Source organism: Streptomyces sp. NBC_01016 (assembly GCF_026341035.1).
Classification (GTDB): Bacteria; Actinomycetota; Actinomycetes; order Streptomycetales; family Streptomycetaceae; genus Streptomyces.
Window position 1 is genome coordinate 3,495,413 of the sequence record NZ_JAPEOQ010000001.1, and the last position, 21,942, is coordinate 3,517,354.

The following is a 21,942-nucleotide window of genomic DNA, read 5'->3' on the forward strand; positions in this document are numbered from 1 at the left end:
ACGCGAACCGGCGGCCCGCGCTTGGTTGTGCGGGTGGGTATGTTGCGCGGGGCCGGGGGGGGGCTTCGCCGGGGTGGGCGCTTTACGTGATCGGTGTGCGGCACCGGGGCTTTGCCGGAGTGGACGCCTGCCGTCATCGATGCGCGGGGGCGGGGTTCTGGAGCCGTGCCGCGGTTGGCGTCTGTGGCGGCGGGTGCGCGGCACCGGGGTTCTGGTCCTGTGCCGGGGTTGGCGTCTGCGTCGCCGGTGCGCTGCGCCGGCCCACGCTCCGGCTGCGCCGACACCCGCTCCTCTCCCACCAGCCCGCCCCCTCCGGGGAGGCCCGGATCCGTGTCGAGGTCGGCGGCGTTCCGTTGTGGTGCCCGGCACCGTGTGCGGCCTTGCCTAGCATCCTTCCACTCAAGGCGAAGCGTCGGCGCCACGCTTGACCTCAAGCAATCTTGAGGTTGGACGATCTCCTCAAGTGGTCCGCAAGAGGCGGAGCTTGGAGGGGAAGGGCAGGCCCATGGAGACGGCTACGGCTACGGCGATGGCGACGGCCGGCGAGTGGATCGAGAGGTACTCGCACTCGCTCACGTCCAGGAAGCCCGACGAACCGTTGGACGAACTGCGGCCGCTCGCCCCGCTGGTGCGCGACGCCAAGATCGTGGCGCTGGGAGCCGCCGCCCGGCAGACGCGCGAACTGGCCGACGTGGCACACCGCATCGTGCGGCTGCTGGTGGAGGAGGAGGGGTTCCGGAGTCTGGCCCTGGAGGGCGACGACCCCGGCCGGCTGGGCCTGGACGCCTACGTCGCCACCGGTGAAGGGGACCCGCGTGTTCTGCTGGCCGAGGCGCGGTCGTTCTTGCGGACCGCCGAGATCCTCGAACTCGTCCGCTGGATGCGGTCCTACAACGAGCGTCACCCGGGTGACCCGGTACGTTTCGCGCGGCCCCTCGCCGAACCGGTGCGCCACACCACGCGGCTCGACGGCCTGGCCGGACTGGAACGCGAACTCGCCGACGGTGCGGCCTGGTGGCAGCGGCACAGTGGCGACAAGGTCGTCTACTGGGGCGGCATGGCCCACACGGCCGTCGGCGACCCGCGCACCGTGTCCCCCTCCGAGCCCCCGCAGACGCACCGGAACATGGGTGGATACCTGCGTGAATTGCTGGGTGAGGACTACCGGTCCGTCGGGCTGACCATGGCGCAGGGGTCGCTTGCGCAGGGTTCTCTTGCGCAGGCCCTGCCTGCTCCGAGCGCGGATTTCGTGGACAGTTTCCTCGGCAGCGCCGCCGGGAACCGGGCCGGGTACCTCCTGGATCTGGGCCTCCCGCGCCCCGCGCAGGTCCGCCGCTTCCTGGACGCCCCGACCCGTACGCGGTTGGTCGGACCGTTCTACGACCCCCGTAATGACGAGGACCATCACCTGTCGGGTGGGTCGCTCGCGAGTTGGTTCGACGTCGTCGTTCATACGCAGGAGGTGACGCCTGCCCGGCCCCTGCCGTAAGTCCCTGCCGTACGCAGGCGAAGAGCCCCGGATACGGACCGTCGTATCCGGGGCTCTGGTTCGGGATGCCGTGGGAGGAGGAGTTGTTGCCGTCCGACGGCGCGCGACTGGCGGAACATGCATGCGCGCCACCGGACGGAGATCGGGGAAACCGAAACCCCAACGGGCTTGCCCCGTCAGGGAATTGGCTGGGACCGCGGCGGCTGTCGTACGACGGTTCGCCCGTTCCCCTCCCTCAGGTCGAAAGGGGAGCGGAGGAACCATTACCACCGCACTGGCTCGTACGCTGCACAAGCCGCCGCGGTCCTCGTCCTCCCGTAGCCGTTCCCGTGACCACCCCTCATCCGGGTCACGCGAACGCCACGGGCCATTGCGTACGGGGGAAGACCTCCCGCCGACCCTCGTACGCAGTCTGGGGGCCCAGCCCGAAGAGGTCAGTCCTCGCGCAGGGCGCGGACCGCCTCCTCCACGCGCTTGCCGTAGTCGGCGTCGGCGGCGTGGAAGTGGGCCAGGTTCTTCTCGACGATGTCGTCGCGCGAGACCTGGGAGAGGCCGCCCGCGATGTTCGCGACCAGGCGTCCCTTCTCGTCCTCCGACATCAGGCGGTACAGCTCGCCCGCCTGGAAGAAGTCGTCGTCCTTCGTGTGGGCCGGCGCCTCGTGCGTGCCGGTGTGGCCGTTGATCGCGAGCGGCGCGGCCAGCGGGCGGCCGGTCTCGGCGGGGCCGTCGAAGGAGTTCGGCTCGTAGTTCTTGTGGGCGCGGGCGTAGGCGTTCGTGGCCATGGCGCCGTCGCGGCCGTAGTTGTTCGCGGCCGTGGCCTTGGGGGAGTTGACCGCGAGCTGGGTGTGGTTGACGCCCAGGCGGTAGCGGTGCGCGTCCGCGTAGGCGAACAGGCGGCCCTGCAGCATCTTGTCGGGGGAGGGGCCGATGCCCGGAACGAAGTTGTTCGGGGAGAACGCGGCCTGCTCGACCTCGGCGAAGACGTTGTCGGGGTTGCGGTCCAGGACCAGGCGGCCCACCCGCTGCAGCGGGTAGTCCTTGTGCGGCCACACCTTGGTGAGGTCGAACGGGTTGAAGCGGTAGTCCGCCGCGTCGGCCACCGGCATGAGCTGGACGTGCACGGTCCAGGACGGGTTGACGCCGCGCTCGATGGCCTGCAGCAGGTCCGTCTGGTGCGAGTTCGGATCCTTGCCCGCGAGCTCGGCGCCCTGCTCGGCCGACAGGCTGCGGATGCCCTGGTTCGTCTTGAAGTGGTACTTGACGAAGAAGGCCTCGCCCTTGTCGTTCGTCCACTGGTAGGTGTGCGAACCGTAGCCGTTCATGTGGCGGTAGGACGCCGGGATGCCGCGGTCGCCCATCAGCCAGGTGATCTGGTGCGTGGCCTCGGGGGCGTGCGCCCAGAAGTCCCAGACGTTCTCCGGCTCCTGCTTGCCCGTGAACGGGTCGCGCTTCTGGGAGTGGATGAAGTCGGGGAACTTCAGCGGGTCCTTGATGAAGAAGACCGGGGTGTTGTTGCCGACGAGGTCGTAATTGCCCTCTTCGGTGTAGAACTTGAGCGCGAAGCCGCGCGGGTCACGGACGGCGTCCGCGCCACCGAGGTTGTCCGCCACGGTCGAGAAGCGCAGGAAGACCTCGGTGCGCTTGCCGACCGAGTTCAGGAAGTCGGCGTACGTGTAGTCGGTGACGTCGTCCGTCACCTCGAAGTAGCCATAGGCGCCGGAGCCACGGGCGTGCACCACGCGCTCCGGGATGCGCTCGCGGTTGAAGCGGGCGAGCTTCTCCAGGAGGTGCTGGTCCTGGAGCAGGAGCGGGCCACCGACGCCGGCGGTGGCGGAGTTCTGGTTGTCGGCGACGGGGGCGCCGGACTCGGTCGTAAGCACGCGCTTCGACATCGTGACCTTCCGTGCTGTGACTGCTGAGGTGTTCGGAGCGTAAGGACCTCTGAACAGCTACGTCAACAGTTTGTTGAAGTTATGGGTACGCGAATGTGGTTCCGGGCCGCGGCGACGCCTGGGCGCGACAGGACAGGTGTCAGCGCCGCCACGGCCCGGAAGTCTTGGGCGTTACGCCACGTCGTTGCCCGACAGGCGCTCCACCGCGCGCAGCAGCGCCGAGTGGTCGAGGCCGCCGTCGCCCTGGGTGCGCAGCGAGGCGACCAGCTGGGCGACCGTGGCGCCGACGGGCAGCGCGGCACCGACATTGCGGGCGGCGTCGGTGACGATGCCCATGTCCTTGTGGTGCAGGTCGATGCGGAAGCCCGGCTTGAAGTCCCGGTTCAGGAAGTTGTCCTTCTTGCGGGTCAGCACGGTGGAGCCGGCGAGGCCGCCGTTCAGGACGTCCAGGGCCGCCTTCAGGTCGACGCCGGACTTCTCCAGGAAGACCACGGCCTCGGCGCACGCCTGGATGTTCACGGCGACGATCAGCTGGTTGGCGGCCTTCACGGTCTGGCCCGAGCCGTGCGGACCGCACAGCACGATGGTCTTGCCGAGCGCGTCGAGCAGCGGCTTGGCCTCGTCGAACTCGGCCTGCTCACCGCCGACCATGATGGACAGGACGGCCTCGATCGCGCCGGCCTCGCCACCGGAGACGGGGGCGTCCAGGACGCGAATTCCCTTGTCCTTGGCGGCCTTTGCGAGGTCGACCGAGGTCTGCGGGGTGATCGAGGACATGTCGACGAGCAGCGCGCCGCTCTTCGCGTTCTCCAGGATCCCGTCGGGACCGTAGGCGATCGCCTCGACCTGCGGGGAGGCCGGAACCATCGTCACGACGACGTCGGCGTCCTTGACGGCCTCGGCGATCGACTTGGCGGCGGTGCCGCCCGCGGTCGTGAGGCGGTCCAGCTTGTCCTGCTCCAGGGTGAAGCCCGTGACGTCGTAACCGGCCTTGATCAGGTTCTCCGACATGGGGGAGCCCATGATGCCGAGACCGATCCACGCGACCTTGGGGAGGTTGTTGCTCATGAGGGTTGCTCCTAAGGCTTTAGCTGCAACGCTGTAGCCGTAACAGCGTTGATACGTCTATGAGTTGGCGTCCGCCGCGCGTCCGCCGGAGGCTCGGCTCAGGCCGCGCGGTGCTCGCGCGGCAGCCAGTCGAAGGCCTCGGCGCTCGGGGCGTCGCCCGGCTTGTACTCCAGGCCCACGTAGCCCTCGTAGCCGGCCTTCTTCAGCTGGTCGAGCAGGTCTTCCAGCGGCAGCGAGCCGGTGCCCGGAGCGCCGCGGCCCGGGTTGTCGGCGATCTGCACGTGCGCCGTCTTGTCGGTGTAGGAGCTGATGATCGCCGTCAGGTCCTCGCCGTTCATGGACAGGTGGTACAGGTCCATCAGGAACTTGGCGTTGCCGAGGCCGGTCGCCGCGTTCACCTTGTCCACGATCTCGATCGCCTTCGGGGCGCTCACGATCGGGCACTTCGGCGACTCGGGCGCGTTGAGCGCCTCGATCAGCAGCACGGCGCCGACGCGGTCGGCCGCGCGGGCCGCCAACACCAGGTTCTCCAGGGCGAGTTCGTCCTGCTCCTGCTCCGAGGTGCCGTCGACGCGGTTGCCGTACAGCGCGTTGAGCGCCGTGCAGCCGAGGGACTGCGCGAAGTCGGCCGCGACGTCGATGTTCGCGCGGAACTTCTCGCTCTCCTCGCCGGGGATCGACAGGGCGCCCCGGTCCGGGCCCGGCAGCTGACCCGCGTAGAAGTTCAGGCCGGTGAGCTGGACGCCCGCGTCGTTGATCGCGGCGCGCAGCGCGTCGAGCTCGGACTGCTCGGGGGTGGGGGCGTCGACCCAGGGCCACCAGAGCTCGACCGCGGTGAAGCCCGCCGCGGCGGCGGCCGCGGGGCGCTCCAGGAGCGGGAGCTCGGTGAAGAGGATCGACAGGTTGACGTTGAAGCGCTGGTCAGCGAAGCCCATCAGGGTCGGCGCTCCCTTCCGGTCGGTGTCCGGTACGGGGCCGGGTGCGAGCCACCCGATGATTCCGTATTGCGGAAGTTCGTTTCTACTTGATGGAAGATTGCCTGCAAGGGCTCGCGGCTGTCAAGGGGGGTCGTCGAATTTCGCCCCGCCCTCGCGTTCGTCCGGGCCTCAAGAAACCGGTGCGTGACACGTGTTTGGCCGTGGAGTTCGGGGAAGGTGAACGCCCGTTGCCGGTCACGGGAGTTGGGGGAGATGGGCGGATCCCGGTCAGTGCCGCGCTGAGCGCCACCGACATGGAGAACCCGTACCTGTTCAAGGTGTCGCCCTCCAACGCCCAGCTGCGCAATGGCAGCCCGCAGGACGCGCAACGCCGCTCTACCGGACCTGCGAGAGCGCGAGCAGCACATGCCCCGCACCTTGATCCCCGCCTTGACCTCCGCTCTGATCCCCACGGTGGCTCCCGGTGACCGCCCCACGCACGTTAGGTTGAACGCGTGCGATTGAGAGTGGAGTTCACGACGGAGCCCTTCGACCTGGAGGAGGCCCCCGAGCACGCGCTCGCGGCGCGCCGGGTCATCGAGGCGGCCGATCTCGACGAGGTCGACGTGGGGCCGTTCGGCAACACGGCGGAGGGCGGTGCGGACGAGGTCCTGACCGCGGTCGACGCCCTGCTGCGCAGCAGCCTCGGAAGCGGGGCGACGCGCATCTCGCTGCAGGTCAACGTGGTGGGGGACCCCCAGGGGAAGGGTGACGACGCGTGAACGACACCGGGGACGCCTTCATCACGGCGGTGAAGCCACTGGTCGATGCCATGGGCGGGGAGATGGTGCCGCCGGACGGCGCGGGCCCCGACGACGTCGTGCTGGCGTGGCAGGGGGCCGATGTCGTGGCCGTGCGCCTGCCCCAGCTGGCGGACTCGCTCGACCACATCCTGGCCGCCATGGAGCGCACCAAGGGGATGCCGCTGTCCGCGCTCGACCGCAAGCAGAAGCAGGAGGCGGTACGGCTCCTGGAAGCGCGCGGAGCGTTCTCCGTGCGGCACGGTGTGGAGACAGTGGCCGGCGCCCTCGGCGTTTCCCGCTTCACCGTCTACAACTATCTCAACCGGGACAAGACCCCCTGACCTGGGACGATACCGAGCCAGGCGCCCGCCTCCACGCCGCCGTCCGATATCCGGACGGCGGTTTTTTGTAACTCCGAGTTTTCAACAAAGTGTTGACGTGATGTTTCCGGGGGCGTTAGCTATCTGCAGCCCGTCCAGCACAAGGCCACGGAGGCACCCCGTGACTTCAGGTTCCACGCCGGGTCTGACCCGGTTCAACACCTCGGACGAGAGCGCGGCCCAGGCCGAGCTCCACGAGGTGTGTGCTTCATCGGCGTGGGGGAGCAAGCTTCTCGCCCAGCGCCCCTTCGCTTCCGCAGAGACCCTCTTCACCGCCAGTGACGCCGCGATGGCCGAGCTGACCGCGGACGACCTCGCCGAGGCGATGGCGGGGCACCCGCCGATCGGCCGCCCGAAGCCCGGCGACCCGACGTCCTCGCGCGAGCAGCGCGGCATGGCGGGAGCCTCCGAGGAGCTCAAGAAGGAGATGCTCGAGCTCAACCTGGCGTACCAGGACAGGTTCGGTCATGTCTTCCTCATCTGCGCCACCGGCGCGACCGCGGAGCAGATGCTCGATGCGCTCAAGGACCGGATCGGCCACACGGCCGAGGAGGAGCGGGAGATCGTCCGCACCGAACTGGGAAAGATCAACCGCATCCGCCTGACCCGCATCGTAGAAGCACCGTAAGAACAGGAAGCGAACGCCTGATGAGCACCGAGACCACGGCATCGGTGTCCACGCACATTCTGGACACCAGCATCGGACGCCCCGCCGAGGGCGTCGCCATCTCCCTTGCCGCGCGCGCCGGTTCGGGCGCCGAGTGGCAGGCGCTCGGCGGCAGTGCCACCGACGCGGACGGGCGCTGCAAGGACCTGCCGGCGCTGCCGGAGGGCACCACCCACGTACGCCTCGACTTCGAGACCGAGGCGTACTTCGACAAGAAGTCCGCCAACCAGCAAGCCGATGCGACGCAGGACGCCCCCGCGAATCGGGACAGCGACACGACCGGAGCGTTCTTCCCGGAGGTGGCGATCACGTTCGCCGTCAAGCCGGGCGAGCACTACCACGTGCCGCTGCTGCTCAACCCGTTCGGCTACTCCGTTTACCGAGGGAGCTAGCAGACATGCCCACGATCCTGGGTCACAACCAGTACGGCAAGGCCGAGAACCGAGTCGTAAAGATCACGCGGGACGGCGACACCCACCACATCAAGGACCTGAACGTCTCGGTCGCCCTCAGCGGTGACCTCGACGACGTGCACCTCACCGGGTCGAACGCCAACTGCCTGCCGACGGACACCACCAAGAACACCTGCTTTGCCTTCGCCAAGGAACACGGCATCGAGTCGGCGGAGCAGTACGGGATCGAGCTCGCCCGGCACTTCGTCGAGAGCCAGCCGTCCATCCACCGGGCGCGCATCCGCATCGAGGAGTACTCGTGGGAGCGCATCGCCGGCTCCGACGCGGGCTCCAAGTTCATCGGCGCCGACGAGGTCAAGCACTCCTTCGTCCGCAAGGGCCAGGAGACGCGGCTCGTACAGGTCACGTACGACGGTGAGAAGTTCGAAGTCCTGTCCGGGCTCAAGGACTTGACCGTGATGAACACCACGAACTCCGAGTTCTGGGGCTACATCAAGGACAAGTACACGACGCTCAAGGAGGACTACGACCGCATCCTCGCGACGTCGCTGTCGACCTGGTGGCGGCACAACTGGACGGGCGTCGACGACGAGCGCACGCCCAACTGGAACAAGTCGTACGAGCAGTCGAAGAAGCACATCCTCCAGGCCTTCGTCGAGACGTACTCGCTGTCGCTGCAGCAGACCCTCTTCCAGATGGGTTCGCGCGTCATCAACAACCGCAGCGAGATCGACGAGATCCGCTTCTCCGCGCCGAACAAGCACCACTTCCGGCAGGACCTCTCGGCCTTCGGCCTGGAGAACGAGGCGAAGGACGGCGCCGTGTACTGGGCCGCCGACCGCCCCTACGGCCTGATCGAGGCCACCATCCTCAGGGACGGCGCGGACCAGCGCATCCCGGTCGACATGACCAACCTCTGACGCTCTGTGCGTAGTTGACGCGGCAGCGCGCCCCTTCCCACCCGCAGTAGGCGGGGGCGCGCAGCACCCGGAGGGAACATAAAGCAATGGCAGTGCCAGCAAAGGGGCCGGCTGAAGCCGAGGGCCCGTGTTCCACCCCATCGGAGAGCACCGCATCGCAGGTGCACCCGGTGGACGAAAAGCTCCACCCGTCGCGGCTCGCGCCCGCCGCACTCCAGCACATCGCCGCCATGTACGCCGGCGTCGTCACCCCGCCGCTCATCATCGGCCAGGCCGTCCGCCTCGACACCGCGGGCCAGACCCGGCTGATCGCCGCGTCGCTGCTCATCGCGGGTCTTGCCACCCTGCTCCAGACGCTCGGCGTCAAGGGCTTCGTCGGCAACCGGCTGCCCTTCGTCAACGCCGCGTCCTCCGCGGGCATCGCACCGATGCTCGCCATCGCCGAGACGAACGCCAAAGGCGACCAACTCCCCGCCATTTACGGGGCAGTCATGGTCGCGGGCGTCTTCTGTCTCGCGATCGGCCCGTTCTTCGGCCGGCTGCTCAGGTTCTTCCCGCCGCTCGTCACCGGCGTCGTCATCACCCTCATCGGTGTGACCCTGATGCCCGTGCCCGTCGGCTGGGCCCAGGGCGGCGACAAGACCGCCGCCGACTACGGCGACATGCGCTACCTCGCCCTCGCCGCCTTCACGCTCGTCGTCATCCTGCTGATCCAGCGCTTCGCCACGGGCTTCGTCAAGCAAGTCGCCCTGCTCTTCGGCATGTTGATCGGAACACTCGCCGCGATCCCCTTCGGTATGGCGGACTTCTCTTCGTTGAAGTCGGCGCCCGTGGCCGCGCTCCCGACGCCGTTCGCCTTCGGCGCCCCCGAGTTCCAGCCCGCCGCGATCATCTCGCTCTGCCTCGTCATGCTCGTCCTGATGACCGAGTCGAGCGCCGGCATGCTGGCCATCGGTGAGATCTGCGAGCGCGAGTGCGACGGGAAGACCATCACCCGGGGCCTGCGCACCGACGGCATCGCCACCTTCCTCGGGCCGATCTTCGGCGGCCTGCCGACCTCGGCGTTCGCCCAGAACGTAGGCGTCGTCTCGCTGACCAAGGTGCGCAGCCGCTACGTCGTCGCCGTCGCGGGCGGCACCCTCCTGATCCTCGGCATCTTCCCGATGCTCGGCGCGGTCGTCTCCCTGGTCCCCATGCCGGTCCTGGGCGGCGCGGGCATCGTGCTGTTCGGCTCGATCGCCGTCAGCGGCATCCGTACGCTCTCCGAAGCGGGCCTCGACGACAGCTCCAACATCATCCTGGTGGCCGTCTCGCTCGGCGCGGGCATCATCCCGCTCGCCGCACCGAGCTTCTACGCGGACTTCCCGGCCTGGGCGCAGACCGTGCTCGGCTCCGGAATCAGCGCAGGCGCGCTCGTCGCCGTCTCGCTGAACCTCTTCTTCCACCATCTCGGCACCCGTGGCGCACCTGCCGCGGCACTCAAATCTTCCTAGGGTCCTGCCGTGCCCACACGTCACACCGACTGAAGGAAGCAGCACCATGGCTCCTGCCACGGCAAACCGCATCGTCATCGAGAACGTCGCCATCGCGACGGTCGACGCGCACGACACCGAGCACGCCTCGGGCCACATCGTCGTGGCGGACAACAAGATCGAGTCCATCGGCGCGGGCCCCGCGCCCGAGGGCCTCGAGAACGTGGTCCGACGCATCGACGGCACCGGCCACCTGGCCACGCCCGGCCTCGTCAACACGCACCACCACTTCTACCAGTGGATCACCCGTGGCCTGGCGACGGACCACAACCTGTTCAACTGGCTGGTGGCGCTGTACCCGACGTGGGCGCGCATCGACGAGCAGATGACATACGCGGCGGCGCAGGGCTCCCTCGCGATGATGGCCCGCGGCGGTGTCACCACCGCCATGGACCACCACTACGTGTTCCCGCAGGGCTCGGGCGACCTCTCCGGATCGATCATCCGGGCCGCCTCCGAGACCGGCGTGCGCTTCACCCTGGCGCGCGGCTCCATGGACCGCAGCGAGAAGGACGGCGGCCTGCCGCCCGACTTCGCCGTCGAGACCCTCGACGGCGCGCTCGCCGCGACCGAGGAGACCGTCAAGAAGCACCACGACGACTCCTTCGACGCGATGACGCAGGTGGCCGTGGCCCCCTGCTCGCCGTTCTCCGTCTCCACCGAACTCCTCAAGCAGGGCGCCGAGTTGGCGCGCCGCCTCGGGGTGCGGCTGCACACCCATGGCAGCGAGACGGTCGAGGAGGAGAAGTTCTGCCACGAGCTGTTCGGCATGGGCCCGACCGACTACTTCGAGTCGACGGGCTGGCTCGGCGAGGACGTGTGGATGGCGCACAGCGTCCACATGAACGACTCCGACATCGCCGCGTTCGGGCGTACGAAGACGGGTGTGGCGCACTGCCCGTCCTCAAATGCCCGACTGGCGGCGGGAATCGCCCGCGTACCCGACATGCTGGCGGCCGGCGTCCCGGTCGGCCTCGGCGTCGACGGCACCGCCTCCAACGAGTCGGGCGAACTGCACACGGAACTGCGCAACGCCCTCCTCATCAACCGCCTCGGCGCGCACCGCGAGGCGGCCCTGAACGCCCGTCAGGCGCTGCGCCTCGGGACGTACGGAGGCGCCCAAGTCCTCGGCAGGGCAACCCAGATCGGGTCGCTCGAAGCCGGCAAGCTGGCCGACCTGGTGCTGTGGAAGATGGACACCCTCGCCCACGCATCGATCGCCGACCCGGTGACCGCGCTCGTCTTCGGCGCGGCCGCACCGGTCACCCTCTCCCTCGTGAACGGCAAGCCGGTGGTCGAGGACAGCCGCCTGCTGCACGTCGACGAGGACGCCATCGCACGCTCCACGCGTGCGGAGGCGCAGCGACTCGCGCGGATCACCGCCGAGAGCTGAGTTGTTGAGACTCCGGTCAGGGGGGACGGCCCCTGACCGGGGGCTCGAGCTGCCGAGCGGGCTGCTCGAGTGCCGCCCCGGGAACGTGGCCCAAAGCTTCACGTTCCCGGGGCGGCAGTAGTACCTGGGCGCACAACAACTGAATACCGCAGCACCACCAGTACGACCTTGCACCTTGCACCACCTCCCAGAAGCGAAAAGCGCCGGCGGCCTGCCGGGGCTGGAAAACAACCGGAGGAGCCGCAGTGGCGACGAAGCCCAGGTTCACCAAGCAAGGCACCACCCCCGACGAGCCCGAAGAGGCGCGTGCGGGGCATACCAAACATCCGGTCGACGAGAAGTTGCCACCGCTGAAGATGGCGACGACCGGCCTCCAGCACGTGGCGGCGATGTACGCGGGCGTGGTCGCGCCCCCGCTCATCGTCGGCGCGGCGATCGGCCTCAGCCCGAAGGAACTGACGTTCCTGACCGGCGCCTGCCTGTTCACGGCGGGACTCGCGACCTTCCTTCAGACGCTCGGCATCTGGAAGATCGGCGCCCGGCTGCCGTTCGTGAACGGCGTGACCTTCGCGGGCGTCGCCCCGATGCTCGCCGTCGTCGGCTCGACGAAGGACAAGGACGACGCGCTGCCGATCATCTTCGGCGCGGTGATCGTCGCGGGTGTGCTCGGCTTCATAGCCGCACCCTTCTTCTCCAAGCTGGTCCGGTTCTTCCCACCGGTCGTCACCGGCACGGTCATCACGCTCATCGGTGTCTCGCTGATGCCGGTCGCGTTCGGCTGGGCACAGGGGCCCGACGCCAAGGCGCCGGACTACGGCTCGATGAAGAACCTGGCGCTCGCGGGCATCACGCTCGTGATCGTGCTGATCATCCGCCGCTTCACGGCGGGCTTCGTCAAGCAGATCGCGGTCCTGCTCGGCCTGGTGATCGGCACGGTGATCGCGATCCCGTTCGGCGTCACGGACTTCTCGCCGGTCGGCGAGGCGGACATCGTCGGCTTCCCGACCCCGTTCCACTTCGGTGCCCCGCAGTTCGCGGGCGCGGCCATCGTCTCGATGATCGTCGTCATGGTCGTCTCGATGACCGAGTCGACCGCCGACATGCTCGCCCTCGGTGAGATCGTCGAGCGCCCGGCCGACGAGAAGACGATCGCGGCCGGTCTGCGCGCCGACACCCTCGGCACCGCCATCAGCCCGCTGTTCAACGGCTTCATGTGCAGTGCGTTCGCCCAGAACATCGGCCTCGTCGCGATGACGAAGATCCGCAGCCGGTTCGTGGTCGCGGTCGGCGGTGGCTTCCTCGTCCTGATGGGCCTGTGCCCGATGGCGGCCTCGCTGATCGCCGTCGTGCCGCGCCCGGTGCTCGGCGGCGCCGGCGTCGTGCTGTTCGGCTCGGTCGCGGCCAGCGGTATCCAGACCCTGGTCAAGGCCAACCTGGACAAGGACAACAACGTCCTCATCGTCGCCGTCTCGCTCGCCGTGGGCCTGATCCCGATCGCGGTCCCGGAGTTCTACCACGCGTTCCCGGAGAACGCGAAGATCATCCTGGACTCGGGCATCTCGACCGGCTGTGTCGCGGCGGTCGTCCTCAACCTGCTGTTCAACCACATCGGCAAGGGGCGCGACGCCGACGACGTCACGCATCCGATGGAGTCGGGCGGCGACATCGCGAGCCAGCGCACCGAGCCGACGGCGGCGGGCGCGCACTGAGCTACGCGGCGGGGGTGGCGCGGCCGACGGCGCCACCCCCGCTCGCGCCTCAACCGCCGCACACGGACGCCGACTTGACGAATCCGCCCAGATTCTCGTCGTCCGTACCGAGCAGGGCCCGGCCGTCCGCGCCCGGCAGGCACTCCACCGCCTCGATCTTGCGGCCGTCGAACCTGTCCGGCGCGCTCCGCGGCGCGCCGATCCGCAGCGTCGCCGCGCTGCCCGAGGCGTTCAGCGACACCCGTCCCGCCTCGCTCACCGCCGAGGCGAACGGTCCGTCGTCCCCGGCGTCCGAGGCCGAACTCGCCATGATCCGGCCGGACTTGGCGATGGATATGTCGGAGACGTGCCGCACATCCCCCTTCGGGTAGGCCGCGCGGAACTCCGCCTTGCGTACGCTCCCGAACTCCGCCTCCCCGTACTCGTTGAGGGAGAACGGCGCCGCGAACACCGTCGCCGGGCGGTCCGCGCCCGCGCCCCGGTCCGCCCACACGGCGACCGTCTTCCCGTGCGCCGTGCCGAGCGCGAAGCCTTCGAAGTCCGCGCCCTCGGGGATCGCGGGCAGCGGCGTCAGGTCGAGCACCCGCGCGGTGTTCCCGTCGACGTGCAGCCGGTACACGAGGCCCCTGCTGGCCAGCGCCATGAACTCGCCGTCCGTGCCCGGCACCGCCTCGATCGCCTCCAGGTCCTTGGGCTCCATGCCGTCCCACGCGACCGGGGCGACCGTCGTGTCCTTCGGCGCCGACGGGTGGAAGGTGACGCGGCTGATCCGCGACTGTCCGGGCTTCTTGTTGTCGTGGACGACGAGGGCGTCCACGGCGCCGTCCGCCGCGGCCCTGCCGGAGAGCGCGAGCCCGCTGACCCCGGAGGTGGCGTCGTCGCCGACCTGCTGCCAACCGCCGGTCCGCGGCGCGGTGTCCGCCGGGGCGTCCGCGCGGGCCGGCGCGGCGAGGGCCAGGGTCACCAAGGCGGCGCAGAGCAGGGACTTGTGGCGCAACTGCATGGGCGGGGGCCTCTCGCGTAGGGGACGTTCGGCCGGTGCTGAGCACGAGGTTGACGCGCGTAGAAAACCGGGTCGACGGGGACCGTAGCGATCTTCGGGATACGGGGCAAGGGGGTGACGCCGCCCCCACTGCCGGGGCAGGCCGTCTCAACGTCCGGGCAGCGCGAGCGACTTGGCGTAGAAGCGGCTGTCGCCGTAGGCGCGGAACGGGCCGAACGGCGGTGTCGGGCGGTAGCCGTCGGCCTCGTACAGGCCGATCGCCTCCGGCAGGTGCACGCCCGTCTCCAGGACCATCCGCGTACGGCCCGCGTCCCGTGCGCTCCCCTCGAGCGCGGCCAGGATCCGGCGCGCGAGGCCCCGGCCGCGCGCCCGCTCCACGACGAACATCCGCTTCAACTCGGCGTCACCGTCCGCATAGCCCTCGCCGTCGCGGTCCTGCGCGCGCCAGCCTCCGCAGGCGACCGGGTCCCCGGCGTCGTACGCGACGAGGAACAGGCCCTGCGGCGGGTCGAAGTGCGCGGGGTGCAGATCGGTGAAGTCGTCGTAGCCGAAGCGCTTTCGGTACTCGGCCTGCACCTGGTTGCTGAGCGAGGCCGCGTCGGAGTGTCCGTAGGAACGGCTGCGGATGTTCATGGGCGGGGCAGGGGCGGCGCCGGTCAGAGGCCGAGGACGGCCGGGGCGGAGGCCAGCTCCTTGAAGATCTCCCCCGGGTTCTTCACCAGCTTGCGTTCGGTGAGGTCCATGACGCCGCTCACCGCGGACACCTCGGCCGCCACCGTGCCGTCCGCCTTGCGGATCTTCTGGTGGACGCGGAACACCTTGCCGTCGCCGAACTCGAAGGCGCAGCTCACGTCGACGACCTCGCCCGCGCGCAGCTCCCGCAGATAGCGGATGTTCGTCTCCAGGACGACCGGACCGACGCCGCGGCCGAGCAGCGCCTTGTCGTCGAGTCCTGCGTGCTGCAGGAACGACCAGCGCGCGTGCTCCGCGTACTGCAGATAGACGGCCTGGTTGAGGTGTCCGTTGACGTCGATCTCGTACCCGCGCACCTCGACCGGCACGGAAAACTGCTCTGCCACGACGTTCCTCTCGATGGGGGGCGTTGCGCCGATCATGCCAACAGTCGGGCGGGGGAGGGGATTCCGGCCGCCGTGAGGTGCGTTACGCACGTCTGGGCGACGCCAGGAGGTAGCGGGCCCCGCCGCGCGGCTGCGCGTGCTCGCTCACCTGCCAGCCCGCTTCCCGCAGCGCCTCCGCGCACGCCGCAAGCCCGTCCGGCTCCGGATCCTGTACGGCGACGGCCTCCGGCTGCGGGGTGTCGCGCACGCGGTAACCGGGCGAGGTCCCGCCGGCCGGAGCGCAGCCCGCCGCTTCCAGGGCGAGCGCTGCGGAGGATGCGAGGCGGCCCCGCTCCCAGGCGCACGGCCGGTCCGTCGCGCCGTCCGGGTTGGTCATCCGGCGTATCTCCAACAGGCCCTGCCACGCCGTCCGTACTTCGCGCGCCCGCGCGGGGCCCGTGTCGGCCTCCTGCTCGCCGCCGAGCCGAGCGGCGAACGGGCCACCTGGCGCGGCCGGTTCACCGGGTGGCTCGGCGGCCGGTGGCTCGTCCCCGGCCTCGCGCACCCGGTGCCCCGCGGGTGTCAGGAAGTGGTCGTGCGGGGGACGCGGGTGCCGGAACGCCAGCTTCAGCACGACGAGCCGGGCCAGCTGTGCGGGGCTGCCGGATACCCGGCCGGTCTCCGGATCGGCGGCCTCGATGATGCGGCGCTGCGCGGCAGTCGGCGGTCTGGTCACGGCGTGCCTCCCGTCCGGTGCTCCCTGGATCCCTTCGTCGGCCGGGCTCCCCGGCCGGTGGTTCTCCAGTCGATGGTGCACGACGGGTCTGACAACGGGCCGGGGCGAGCGGGGCGGGGCGAGCGCGCGGCTGGGCTCAGGGCCGCAGGTTCCAGCCGGAGATCACCGGTCTGCCGTGCTCGAAGGTGAGGCGGCTGACCGTGCCCGTCGACAGCAGGAAGTGCGAGCCGCCCGACGGCGGCAGGCCGAGGCGCCGCGCGGTCAGGACGCGCAGGAAGTGGCTGTGCGACACGAGGACGACGCTGCCTTCGTAGTTGGAGAGCGCCGCGTCGACCTTGGAGAGCATCCGGTCGGCCCGCTCGCCCACCTCCTCCGGCGTCTCACCGGGATGCTCGGGCGGCCCCGGCGGCACCCCGTCGTCGAAGAGGTACCAGTCGGGCCGGGTGCGCTGGATCTCCCGGGTGGTGACGCCCTCGTACGCGCCGTAGTCCCACTCGTGCAGGTCCGAATCGACGGTGTAGCGCGTGAGGCCGGCGAGCTCGGCGGTCTCGCGGGTGCGCTGGAGGGGGCTCACGAAGACCGCCCCCACGTGGTAACTGCCGACGAGGGGCGCGACGCGGCGCGCCTCCTCCCGGCCGTTGTCGGTCAGCGGGATGTCCGTGAGGCCGGTGTGCTGCCCGGTCAGGGCCCATTCGGTCTCGCCGTGCCGGACGAGAAGCAGATCACCCAAGGTTCGCGCCTGTTCGCTTGGAGGTGGGCAGAGGCATGTCCATTGTCTCCGGGCGGGGGCGTACGGGCCCGGCGGGAGGGTCGGACCGGGCCGGTCCGGGCAGTCCGCATGGGCCGCCGGGCACCGGGGAGCGGGCAACAGGGACCGGACGCTGCGCACTGGGCATGGGATCAAGGATTGTCAGACCCGCCCCGTAAGGTCTTAGGGGTCATCGAGGCCTGAGCGGAGAGATGGAAGGGAGGTGGCGTGAGCGTGCCGGAGCTGTCGGGTGTCCCGCTGAGCGCCGCCGCCGTCTTCCTGCCCGATCCGCTGCCCCGCGCGGGGCGGATCGCCTTCTGGTCCCCGGACGCGCCGGACACTCCGAACGGGCAGGGCGGGTCGGACTGGGCGGGCTGGTCGGGCCTTGCGGGCGCCGACGGCGAGCTGACCCTCGTGCGGTCGCACGGCTCCACTGTGCGCAGCCACAAGGTTCCCGCCCTCGTGCTGCCGGTCCTCGACGCGCTGCCGCTGCTGCTGCGGGCCCGCCGCACCCGGGGCGCCCACCCGGCGGCGGCCGCCTGGGGTGCGGCCGCGGCGCACGCCCTGCACCTGGTGGCGCGGGGCCGCCTGCTGCCGGGCCTCACCGCCTCCGACCACGACGCGTGGCGCGCGGGCCCGCTCGACGAGGACGACGTGGCGCAGGTGCGGGGCATCGCCGCCGCCCTGCCGCCCGAGGGGTACGCGACGCCGGTGCCGGGGAGCAAACCGCTGCGGGTCCCGCAGCCTGAGGCACTGGTGCGGGCGCTGCTCGACGCGGTGGCGGACGCGCTGCCGCGCACCCCGGCCGCGGCGCACGCGGCGGGCGCGCCGTTCGCGGCCGCGGCCGCCCAGCACATTCCGCGGGCCCGTCCCTGGGCGGTCGAGGCGGCGGCCGGTCTCGACGCGGGCGTGAAGGTGTCGCTGCGGCTCGACCTGTCGCAGGCCGCATTGTTCGACGGGGACGAATTCGACGGGGAGGAAGAGCCGGAGTCGGGGTCCGAGGAAGGCGTGGGCGCACGCCGCGCGGGTGCCGCCATCGTCCAGGTGCACAGCCTCGCCGACCCCACGCGCGTGGTCGACGCCGCCGGACTGTGGGCCGGGGAGGCCGGTGAGCACTTCGGGCCGCGCGCCCGGATCGACGCGGTCCTCGCGGTGCGCCGGGCCGCGCTCGCCTGGCCGCCGCTCGGCCGCCTCCTGGAGCAGGACGTGCCGGACGTGCTCGCCCTGTCCGACGGTGAGCTGACGGATCTGCTCGGGCCCGGCGCGGCGCGCCTCGCCAAGGCCGGCGTCACCCTGCACTGGCCGCGCGACATCGCCCGCTCCCTCACCGCGACCGCCGTGGTCCGGGCGCAGGCCGCGCCCGGCTCGGCGACCGACGGGACGCCGTTCTTCGACAGCGACGAACTGCTGAAGTTCAACTGGCAGGTGGCGCTCGACGGGGACCCGCTGACCGAGCGCGAGATGGACCTGCTCGCCGAGTCGCACCGCGCGGTGGTGCGGCTGCGCGACCAGTGGGTGGTCGTCGACCCCGATCTCGTACGCAAGGCCCGAAAGCGGGAGTTGGGCCTGCTGGAGCCCGTCGACGCGCTGGCGGTCGCGCTGACCGGCGAGGCCGAGATCGACGGGGAGCGGGTCGCGGCCGTGCCCGCGGGCCGCCTCGCCGAGCTGCGCGACCGGCTCACCCGGGGCATCGACACGGTCGAGCCGCCCGAGGGCCTGCACGCGACGCTGCGCGACTACCAACTGCGCGGCCTGGCCTGGCTCGACCTCATGACCTCGCTCGGCCTCGGCGGCTGCCTCGCCGACGACATGGGCCTCGGCAAGACCGTCACGCTCATCGCGCTGCACCTGCGCCGCGCCCGGCCCTCGCCCACGCTCGTCGTCTGCCCGGCGTCGCTGCTCGGCAACTGGCAGCGGGAGATCGAGCGGTTCGCCCCCGGCGTCCCGGTGCGCCGCTTCCACGGCGTGGACCGCACCCTGACCGGCGTCGAGGGCGGCTTCGTCCTCACCACGTACGGCACCCTGCGCACCCGCGCCGGCGAACTCGCGGGACACACCTGGGGCATGGTCGTGGCCGACGAGGCGCAGCACGTGAAGAACCCCAACTCGGCGACGGCGAAGGCGTTGCGCACGATCGGGACGCCCGCGCGCGTGGCGCTCACCGGCACTCCGGTGGAGAACGACCTGTCCGAGCTGTGGGCCCTGCTCGACTGGACGACACCCGGGCTGCTCGGTCCGCTCAAGGCGTTCCGCGCCCGGCACGCGCGCGTGGTCGAGGGCGAGGTCCCGCTGCAGGGCCAGGGCGGGACGAACCCGGAGGCGATCGAGCGCCTCGCCCGGCTGGTGCGCCCGTTCATCCTGCGCCGCAGGAAGTCCGACCCCGGCATCGTCCCCGAACTGCCCCCGAAGACCGAGTCCGACCACCCCGCGCCGCTCACCCGCGAGCAGGTGTCGCTCTACGAGGCCGTGGTGCGCGAGTCGATGGCGCAGATCGAGGAGGCCGAGGGCATCGGCCGGCGCGGCCTGATCATGAAGCTGCTGACGTCGCTGAAGCAGATCTGCAACCACCCGGCGCAGTACCTCAAGGAGGGCCAGGGCGACGGTTCCCGGCCGCGCCTGGCGGGCCGCTCCGGAAAACTCGCCCTCCTGGACGAGCTGTTGGACACGATCGTGGCCGAGGACCGCTCGGTGCTCGTCTTCACCCAGTACGTGGCCATGGCCAAGCTGCTCGCCACGCACCTGACCACCCGCGGCATTCCCAGCCAGCTTCTGCACGGCGGTAGCACGATCGTCGAGCGGGAGCGCATGGTCGACCGTTTCCAGTCCGGCGAGGTGCCCGTCTTCCTGCTCTCCCTGAAGGCGGCCGGTACCGGACTCAACCTCACGCGCGCGGGGCACGTGATCCACTTCGACCGCTGGTGGAACCCGGCCGTGGAGGAGCAGGCCACGGACCGTGCGTACCGCATCGGGCAGACCCAGCCGGTGCAGGTCCACCGGCTCATCACCGAGGGCACGGTGGAGGACCGGATCGCCGAACTGCTCGCCACCAAGCGGGCGTTGGCGGACGCGGTGCTCGGCACCGGCGAGGCGGCGCTCACCGAGCTGACCGACCGGGAGCTCACGGACCTCGTGACGCTGCGCAGGGAGGCGACGCGATGAGCCCGACGCGCAGGCCCACCAGGACGCACCGGCCGCACGTGCCGGGGCGCGCGGGCGCCGACGAGCAGGCGCGGGCCCGGCACCTCGACGCGCGCCGCACGTTCCCGCCGCTGCCGCCGCGCGCAGAGCCGGGCGGCAGCTTCGCCCTGACGTGGTGGGGCAACGCCTGGGTGGACGCCCTGGAGGACTCGGCCCTCGACCAGGGCCGCCTCGCCCGCGGTCGCGCCTACGCGGACCGTGGGCACGTCGACGCGATCACGGTCACCCCGGGCCGCGTCGTCGCGTACGTGCACGGCTCGCGCCCCCGCCCCTACCGGGCCGAACTGCGCCTGCGCACCCTGCCGGAGGAGGCGTGGGACCGCTTCCTGGGCACGGCCGCGGCCCGCCCCGAGCACCTGGCGTCGCTCCTGGACAAGGACGTGCCGCACGCGCTGGCGGCGGCCGCCGATCTGCTGCCCACGGTCGACGACATCACCCCCGAGTGCACCTGCCCGGACCGCGGCCACCCCTGCAAGCACGCGGCGGCGCTCTGCTACCAGACGGCCCGGATCCTCGACGAGGACCCGTTCGTCTTGTTCCTGTTGCGCGGCCGCGGCGAGCAGGAGCTGCTGCGGGAGCTGACGCGGCGCAGCTCGGTGCACGAGGCGGAGGAGCGGTCCAAGGCGCGGGCCCCCGAGCTCGACTCGCTCCCGGCGAAGGACGCGTACGCGGGCGCGCGGGGCGGTCAACTGCCGCCACTTCCACCGGAGTTCCCGGCCCCGCGGTATCCCGAGCGCCCGCCCTCCTACCCGCAGGCGCCGGACGCCCCGGACCCGCTCGCGCTCGACCTCCTCGCCACGGAGGCGGGTGTCCGCGCCCACGCGCTGCTCACCACCGGTGCCGACCCGATCGCCCCGCTCTCCCCGTGGCAGGACGCGGTCCGGCTCGCCGCGGCCCACCCGGGTTCGGGCCTCACGGCGGCGACCCGCGCGCTGTACGCGTCGCTGTCCCGTGGCACCGGGCGTACGCCCACCGATCTGGCGCGTGCGGTCGCCGCCTGGCGTCAGGGCGGCCTTGAGGGCCTCTCGGTCCTGGAGGAGGAGTGGGACCCGCCGGCGGGCCCCTTCGACCGCGCCCGCCCCGCCCTCCTTGCCGTGGGGCACCCGGACTTCCGCCCCCACCGCAACCATCTGTCGACGGCGTCCGTCCAGCTCCGGCTGGGCCGCGACGGCTGGTGGTACGGGTACGAGTCCGAGCCGGACCGCGACGACTGGTGGCCCCGAGGCGAGCCGGGCCGCGACCCGGTGTCGGCGCTGGACTCCCTACTGGGCGCAGGCTGACCCGTTCCCCCGACCACGGGGCTCCGCCCCGGACCCCGCGCCTCAAACGCCGGCGGGGCTGGAAAGATCGGGGGTCCGCCCCGGACCCCGCTGCTCAAACGCCGCAGGGGCTTGATCGGGCCAGCGACATGCCGCGCCCGGCGAAGAACTCCTCGAAGCGTTCCACCGGGAGGTCGGCCGTGCGCGTCGACGCGTCCGTGCCCGAGGGGTTGTGGAAGTGGTAGCCGGAGCCGTCCGGTGTGCGGGCCGTGACGAGGACCAGATGGCCGCCGCGGCCGGGAGCCGGCTCGTGCGGGCGGCGGATCGCGTAGTGCACGGAGGCGATGACCAGGCGTCCCGCGTCGAGCAGTTCGCCGATCTCGTCCGCGCGCAGGGTGCGGTGCACCGCCGCGTCGACGCCGTGCATCTCCCGTACGTACTCCACCGCGGGCGCGTAGATCATGCCGCGGATCTCGCCCTCGGCGTCCACCCGGTACGCACCGAACTTCAGCGCCCCGTCGCGCAGCTCGAAGAGCGAAGGGGCGCCGGGGCCGAGCGCCATGCGTAGACACGTCGCCCCGCACAGGTGCCCGCACCAGCGCGCGTAGTCCTCTACCGTCGCCGCGCCCGACTGGCGCCACGCGGGATCCCGCGCCCGGTCGAAGCGTCCGGACACGATGGGCCCGACCAGGTCGGGGGAGGCGAACTGGGTGTGGCTGGCGTGCCCACAGGTGCTGCACGAGGTCGTAGAGATCAC

The 21,942-nt window shown here is 71.1% G+C and carries 20 protein-coding genes; 11 read left to right on the plus strand and 9 right to left on the minus strand.

Going from position 1 to position 21,942, the window contains the following annotated elements; all coding sequences use genetic code 11:
• Positions 1–505 precede the first annotated feature (505 nt).
• Positions 506–1,489: an erythromycin esterase family protein gene (locus OG746_RS15995; protein ID WP_266715269.1), complete on the plus strand. Its 984-nt coding sequence runs from the start codon at positions 506–508 to the stop codon at positions 1,487–1,489.
• A gap of 434 nt (positions 1,490–1,923) precedes the next feature.
• Here OG746_RS15995 and OG746_RS16000 read toward each other — a convergent pair whose 3' ends face one another.
• The 3 genes from OG746_RS16000 to OG746_RS16010 all read right to left on the minus strand — a co-directional run bounded on the left by OG746_RS16000 (position 1,924) and on the right by OG746_RS16010 (position 5,384).
• Complete coding sequence (locus OG746_RS16000; protein WP_266715270.1) at positions 1,924–3,381, minus strand: catalase; 1,458 nt, start codon at positions 3,379–3,381, stop codon at positions 1,924–1,926.
• A gap of 171 nt (positions 3,382–3,552) precedes the next feature.
• Complete coding sequence (locus tag OG746_RS16005; RefSeq protein WP_266715271.1) at positions 3,553–4,449, minus strand: 2-hydroxy-3-oxopropionate reductase; 897 nt, start codon at positions 4,447–4,449, stop codon at positions 3,553–3,555.
• A 98-nt stretch (positions 4,450–4,547) separates the two neighbouring features.
• Entirely contained in the window at positions 4,548–5,384 is an 837-nt protein-coding gene (locus OG746_RS16010) for a TIM barrel protein (protein ID WP_266715272.1), read from the minus strand.
• Between the two features lie 497 nt (positions 5,385–5,881).
• On the opposite strand from OG746_RS16010, the gene OG746_RS16015 reads away from it, so the two are divergent.
• The 8 genes from OG746_RS16015 (at position 5,882) to OG746_RS16050 (ending at position 13,183) form a co-directional block, all read left to right on the plus strand.
• The gene (locus OG746_RS16015) at positions 5,882–6,148 is read left to right on the plus strand and encodes a hypothetical protein (RefSeq protein ID WP_266715273.1); all 267 of its coding nucleotides are present in this window, start codon (positions 5,882–5,884) and stop codon (positions 6,146–6,148) included.
• 50 nt (positions 6,149–6,198) lie between these two features.
• Positions 6,199–6,510, plus strand: a complete 312-nt coding sequence (locus OG746_RS16020) for a helix-turn-helix domain-containing protein (RefSeq protein ID WP_371591162.1) — start codon at positions 6,199–6,201, stop codon at positions 6,508–6,510.
• A gap of 160 nt (positions 6,511–6,670) precedes the next feature.
• On the plus strand, positions 6,671–7,177 hold the full coding sequence (gene uraD, locus OG746_RS16025; protein ID WP_266715275.1) for a 2-oxo-4-hydroxy-4-carboxy-5-ureidoimidazoline decarboxylase: 507 nt from the start codon (positions 6,671–6,673) through the stop codon (positions 7,175–7,177).
• A gap of 20 nt (positions 7,178–7,197) precedes the next feature.
• Entirely contained in the window at positions 7,198–7,608 is a 411-nt protein-coding gene (gene uraH / locus OG746_RS16030) for a hydroxyisourate hydrolase (RefSeq protein ID WP_266715276.1), read from the plus strand.
• Between the two features lie 5 nt (positions 7,609–7,613).
• Entirely contained in the window at positions 7,614–8,549 is a 936-nt protein-coding gene (pucL, locus tag OG746_RS16035; RefSeq protein WP_266715277.1) for a factor-independent urate hydroxylase, read from the plus strand.
• Positions 8,550–8,635: 86 nt separating this feature from the next.
• Complete coding sequence (locus OG746_RS16040; RefSeq protein ID WP_266715278.1) at positions 8,636–10,042, plus strand: nucleobase:cation symporter-2 family protein; 1,407 nt, start codon at positions 8,636–8,638, stop codon at positions 10,040–10,042.
• 46 nt (positions 10,043–10,088) lie between these two features.
• Positions 10,089–11,474 (plus strand): 8-oxoguanine deaminase, encoded by a 1,386-nt coding sequence (locus OG746_RS16045; protein WP_266715279.1) that lies wholly within the window; start codon positions 10,089–10,091, stop codon positions 11,472–11,474.
• A 356-nt stretch (positions 11,475–11,830) separates the two neighbouring features.
• The gene (locus OG746_RS16050; RefSeq protein WP_266718989.1) at positions 11,831–13,183 is read left to right on the plus strand and encodes a nucleobase:cation symporter-2 family protein; all 1,353 of its coding nucleotides are present in this window, start codon (positions 11,831–11,833) and stop codon (positions 13,181–13,183) included.
• A gap of 49 nt (positions 13,184–13,232) precedes the next feature.
• On the opposite strand, the gene OG746_RS16055 is transcribed toward OG746_RS16050, so the two are convergent.
• From OG746_RS16055 to OG746_RS16075, 5 genes are all read right to left on the minus strand, one after another.
• Positions 13,233–14,186, minus strand: a complete 954-nt coding sequence (locus tag OG746_RS16055) for a hypothetical protein (protein WP_266715280.1) — start codon at positions 14,184–14,186, stop codon at positions 13,233–13,235.
• 147 nt (positions 14,187–14,333) lie between these two features.
• Positions 14,334–14,819 carry a GNAT family N-acetyltransferase gene (locus OG746_RS16060; RefSeq protein WP_266715281.1) on the minus strand — a complete coding sequence of 162 codons (486 nt, stop codon included), beginning with the start codon at positions 14,817–14,819 and terminating at the stop codon, positions 14,334–14,336.
• A gap of 23 nt (positions 14,820–14,842) precedes the next feature.
• The gene (locus OG746_RS16065; protein ID WP_266715282.1) at positions 14,843–15,265 is read right to left on the minus strand and encodes an acyl-CoA thioesterase; all 423 of its coding nucleotides are present in this window, start codon (positions 15,263–15,265) and stop codon (positions 14,843–14,845) included.
• Between the two features lie 82 nt (positions 15,266–15,347).
• Positions 15,348–15,980 (minus strand): hypothetical protein, encoded by a 633-nt coding sequence (locus OG746_RS16070; RefSeq protein WP_266715283.1) that lies wholly within the window; start codon positions 15,978–15,980, stop codon positions 15,348–15,350.
• Positions 15,981–16,116: 136 nt separating this feature from the next.
• On the minus strand, positions 16,117–16,710 hold the full coding sequence (locus OG746_RS16075; RefSeq protein WP_266715284.1) for a histidine phosphatase family protein: 594 nt from the start codon (positions 16,708–16,710) through the stop codon (positions 16,117–16,119).
• A 246-nt stretch (positions 16,711–16,956) separates the two neighbouring features.
• Here OG746_RS16075 and OG746_RS16080 point away from each other — a divergent pair, with 246 nt between their 5' ends.
• Both OG746_RS16080 and OG746_RS16085 read left to right on the plus strand, forming a co-directional pair.
• Positions 16,957–19,887, plus strand: a complete 2,931-nt coding sequence (locus tag OG746_RS16080; RefSeq protein ID WP_266715285.1) for an SCO1167/SCO6262 family helicase — start codon at positions 16,957–16,959, stop codon at positions 19,885–19,887.
• Complete coding sequence (locus tag OG746_RS16085) at positions 19,884–21,206, plus strand: SWIM zinc finger family protein (protein WP_266715286.1); 1,323 nt, start codon at positions 19,884–19,886, stop codon at positions 21,204–21,206. The genes OG746_RS16080 and OG746_RS16085 overlap by 4 nt, the downstream gene beginning before the upstream one ends.
• Positions 21,207–21,300: 94 nt before the next feature.
• Here OG746_RS16085 and OG746_RS16090 read toward each other — a convergent pair whose 3' ends face one another.
• Positions 21,301–21,942 (minus strand): peptidase, encoded by a 642-nt coding sequence (locus OG746_RS16090; RefSeq protein WP_524540416.1) that lies wholly within the window; start codon positions 21,940–21,942, stop codon positions 21,301–21,303.

Excerpts from the sequence above, each read along its gene's own strand:
- OG746_RS15995 (WP_266715269.1), top strand. The coding sequence starts at position 506 with ATGGAGACGGCTACGGCTACGGCGATGGCGACGGCCGGCGAGTGGATC.
- OG746_RS16000 (WP_266715270.1), bottom strand. The coding sequence starts at position 3,381 with ATGTCGAAGCGCGTGCTTACGACCGAGTCCGGCGCCCCCGTCGCCGAC.
- OG746_RS16005 (WP_266715271.1), bottom strand. The coding sequence starts at position 4,449 with ATGAGCAACAACCTCCCCAAGGTCGCGTGGATCGGTCTCGGCATCATG.
- OG746_RS16010 (WP_266715272.1), bottom strand. The coding sequence starts at position 5,384 with ATGGGCTTCGCTGACCAGCGCTTCAACGTCAACCTGTCGATCCTCTTC.
- OG746_RS16020 (WP_371591162.1), top strand. The coding sequence starts at position 6,199 with ATGGGCGGGGAGATGGTGCCGCCGGACGGCGCGGGCCCCGACGACGTC.
- uraH (WP_266715276.1), top strand. The coding sequence starts at position 7,198 with ATGAGCACCGAGACCACGGCATCGGTGTCCACGCACATTCTGGACACC.
- pucL (WP_266715277.1), top strand. The coding sequence starts at position 7,614 with ATGCCCACGATCCTGGGTCACAACCAGTACGGCAAGGCCGAGAACCGA.
- OG746_RS16040 (WP_266715278.1), top strand. The coding sequence starts at position 8,636 with ATGGCAGTGCCAGCAAAGGGGCCGGCTGAAGCCGAGGGCCCGTGTTCC.
- OG746_RS16045 (WP_266715279.1), top strand. The coding sequence starts at position 10,089 with ATGGCTCCTGCCACGGCAAACCGCATCGTCATCGAGAACGTCGCCATC.
- OG746_RS16050 (WP_266718989.1), top strand. The coding sequence starts at position 11,831 with ATGGCGACGACCGGCCTCCAGCACGTGGCGGCGATGTACGCGGGCGTG.
- OG746_RS16055 (WP_266715280.1), bottom strand. The coding sequence starts at position 14,186 with ATGCAGTTGCGCCACAAGTCCCTGCTCTGCGCCGCCTTGGTGACCCTG.
- OG746_RS16060 (WP_266715281.1), bottom strand. The coding sequence starts at position 14,819 with ATGAACATCCGCAGCCGTTCCTACGGACACTCCGACGCGGCCTCGCTC.
- OG746_RS16085 (WP_266715286.1), top strand. The coding sequence starts at position 19,884 with ATGAGCCCGACGCGCAGGCCCACCAGGACGCACCGGCCGCACGTGCCG.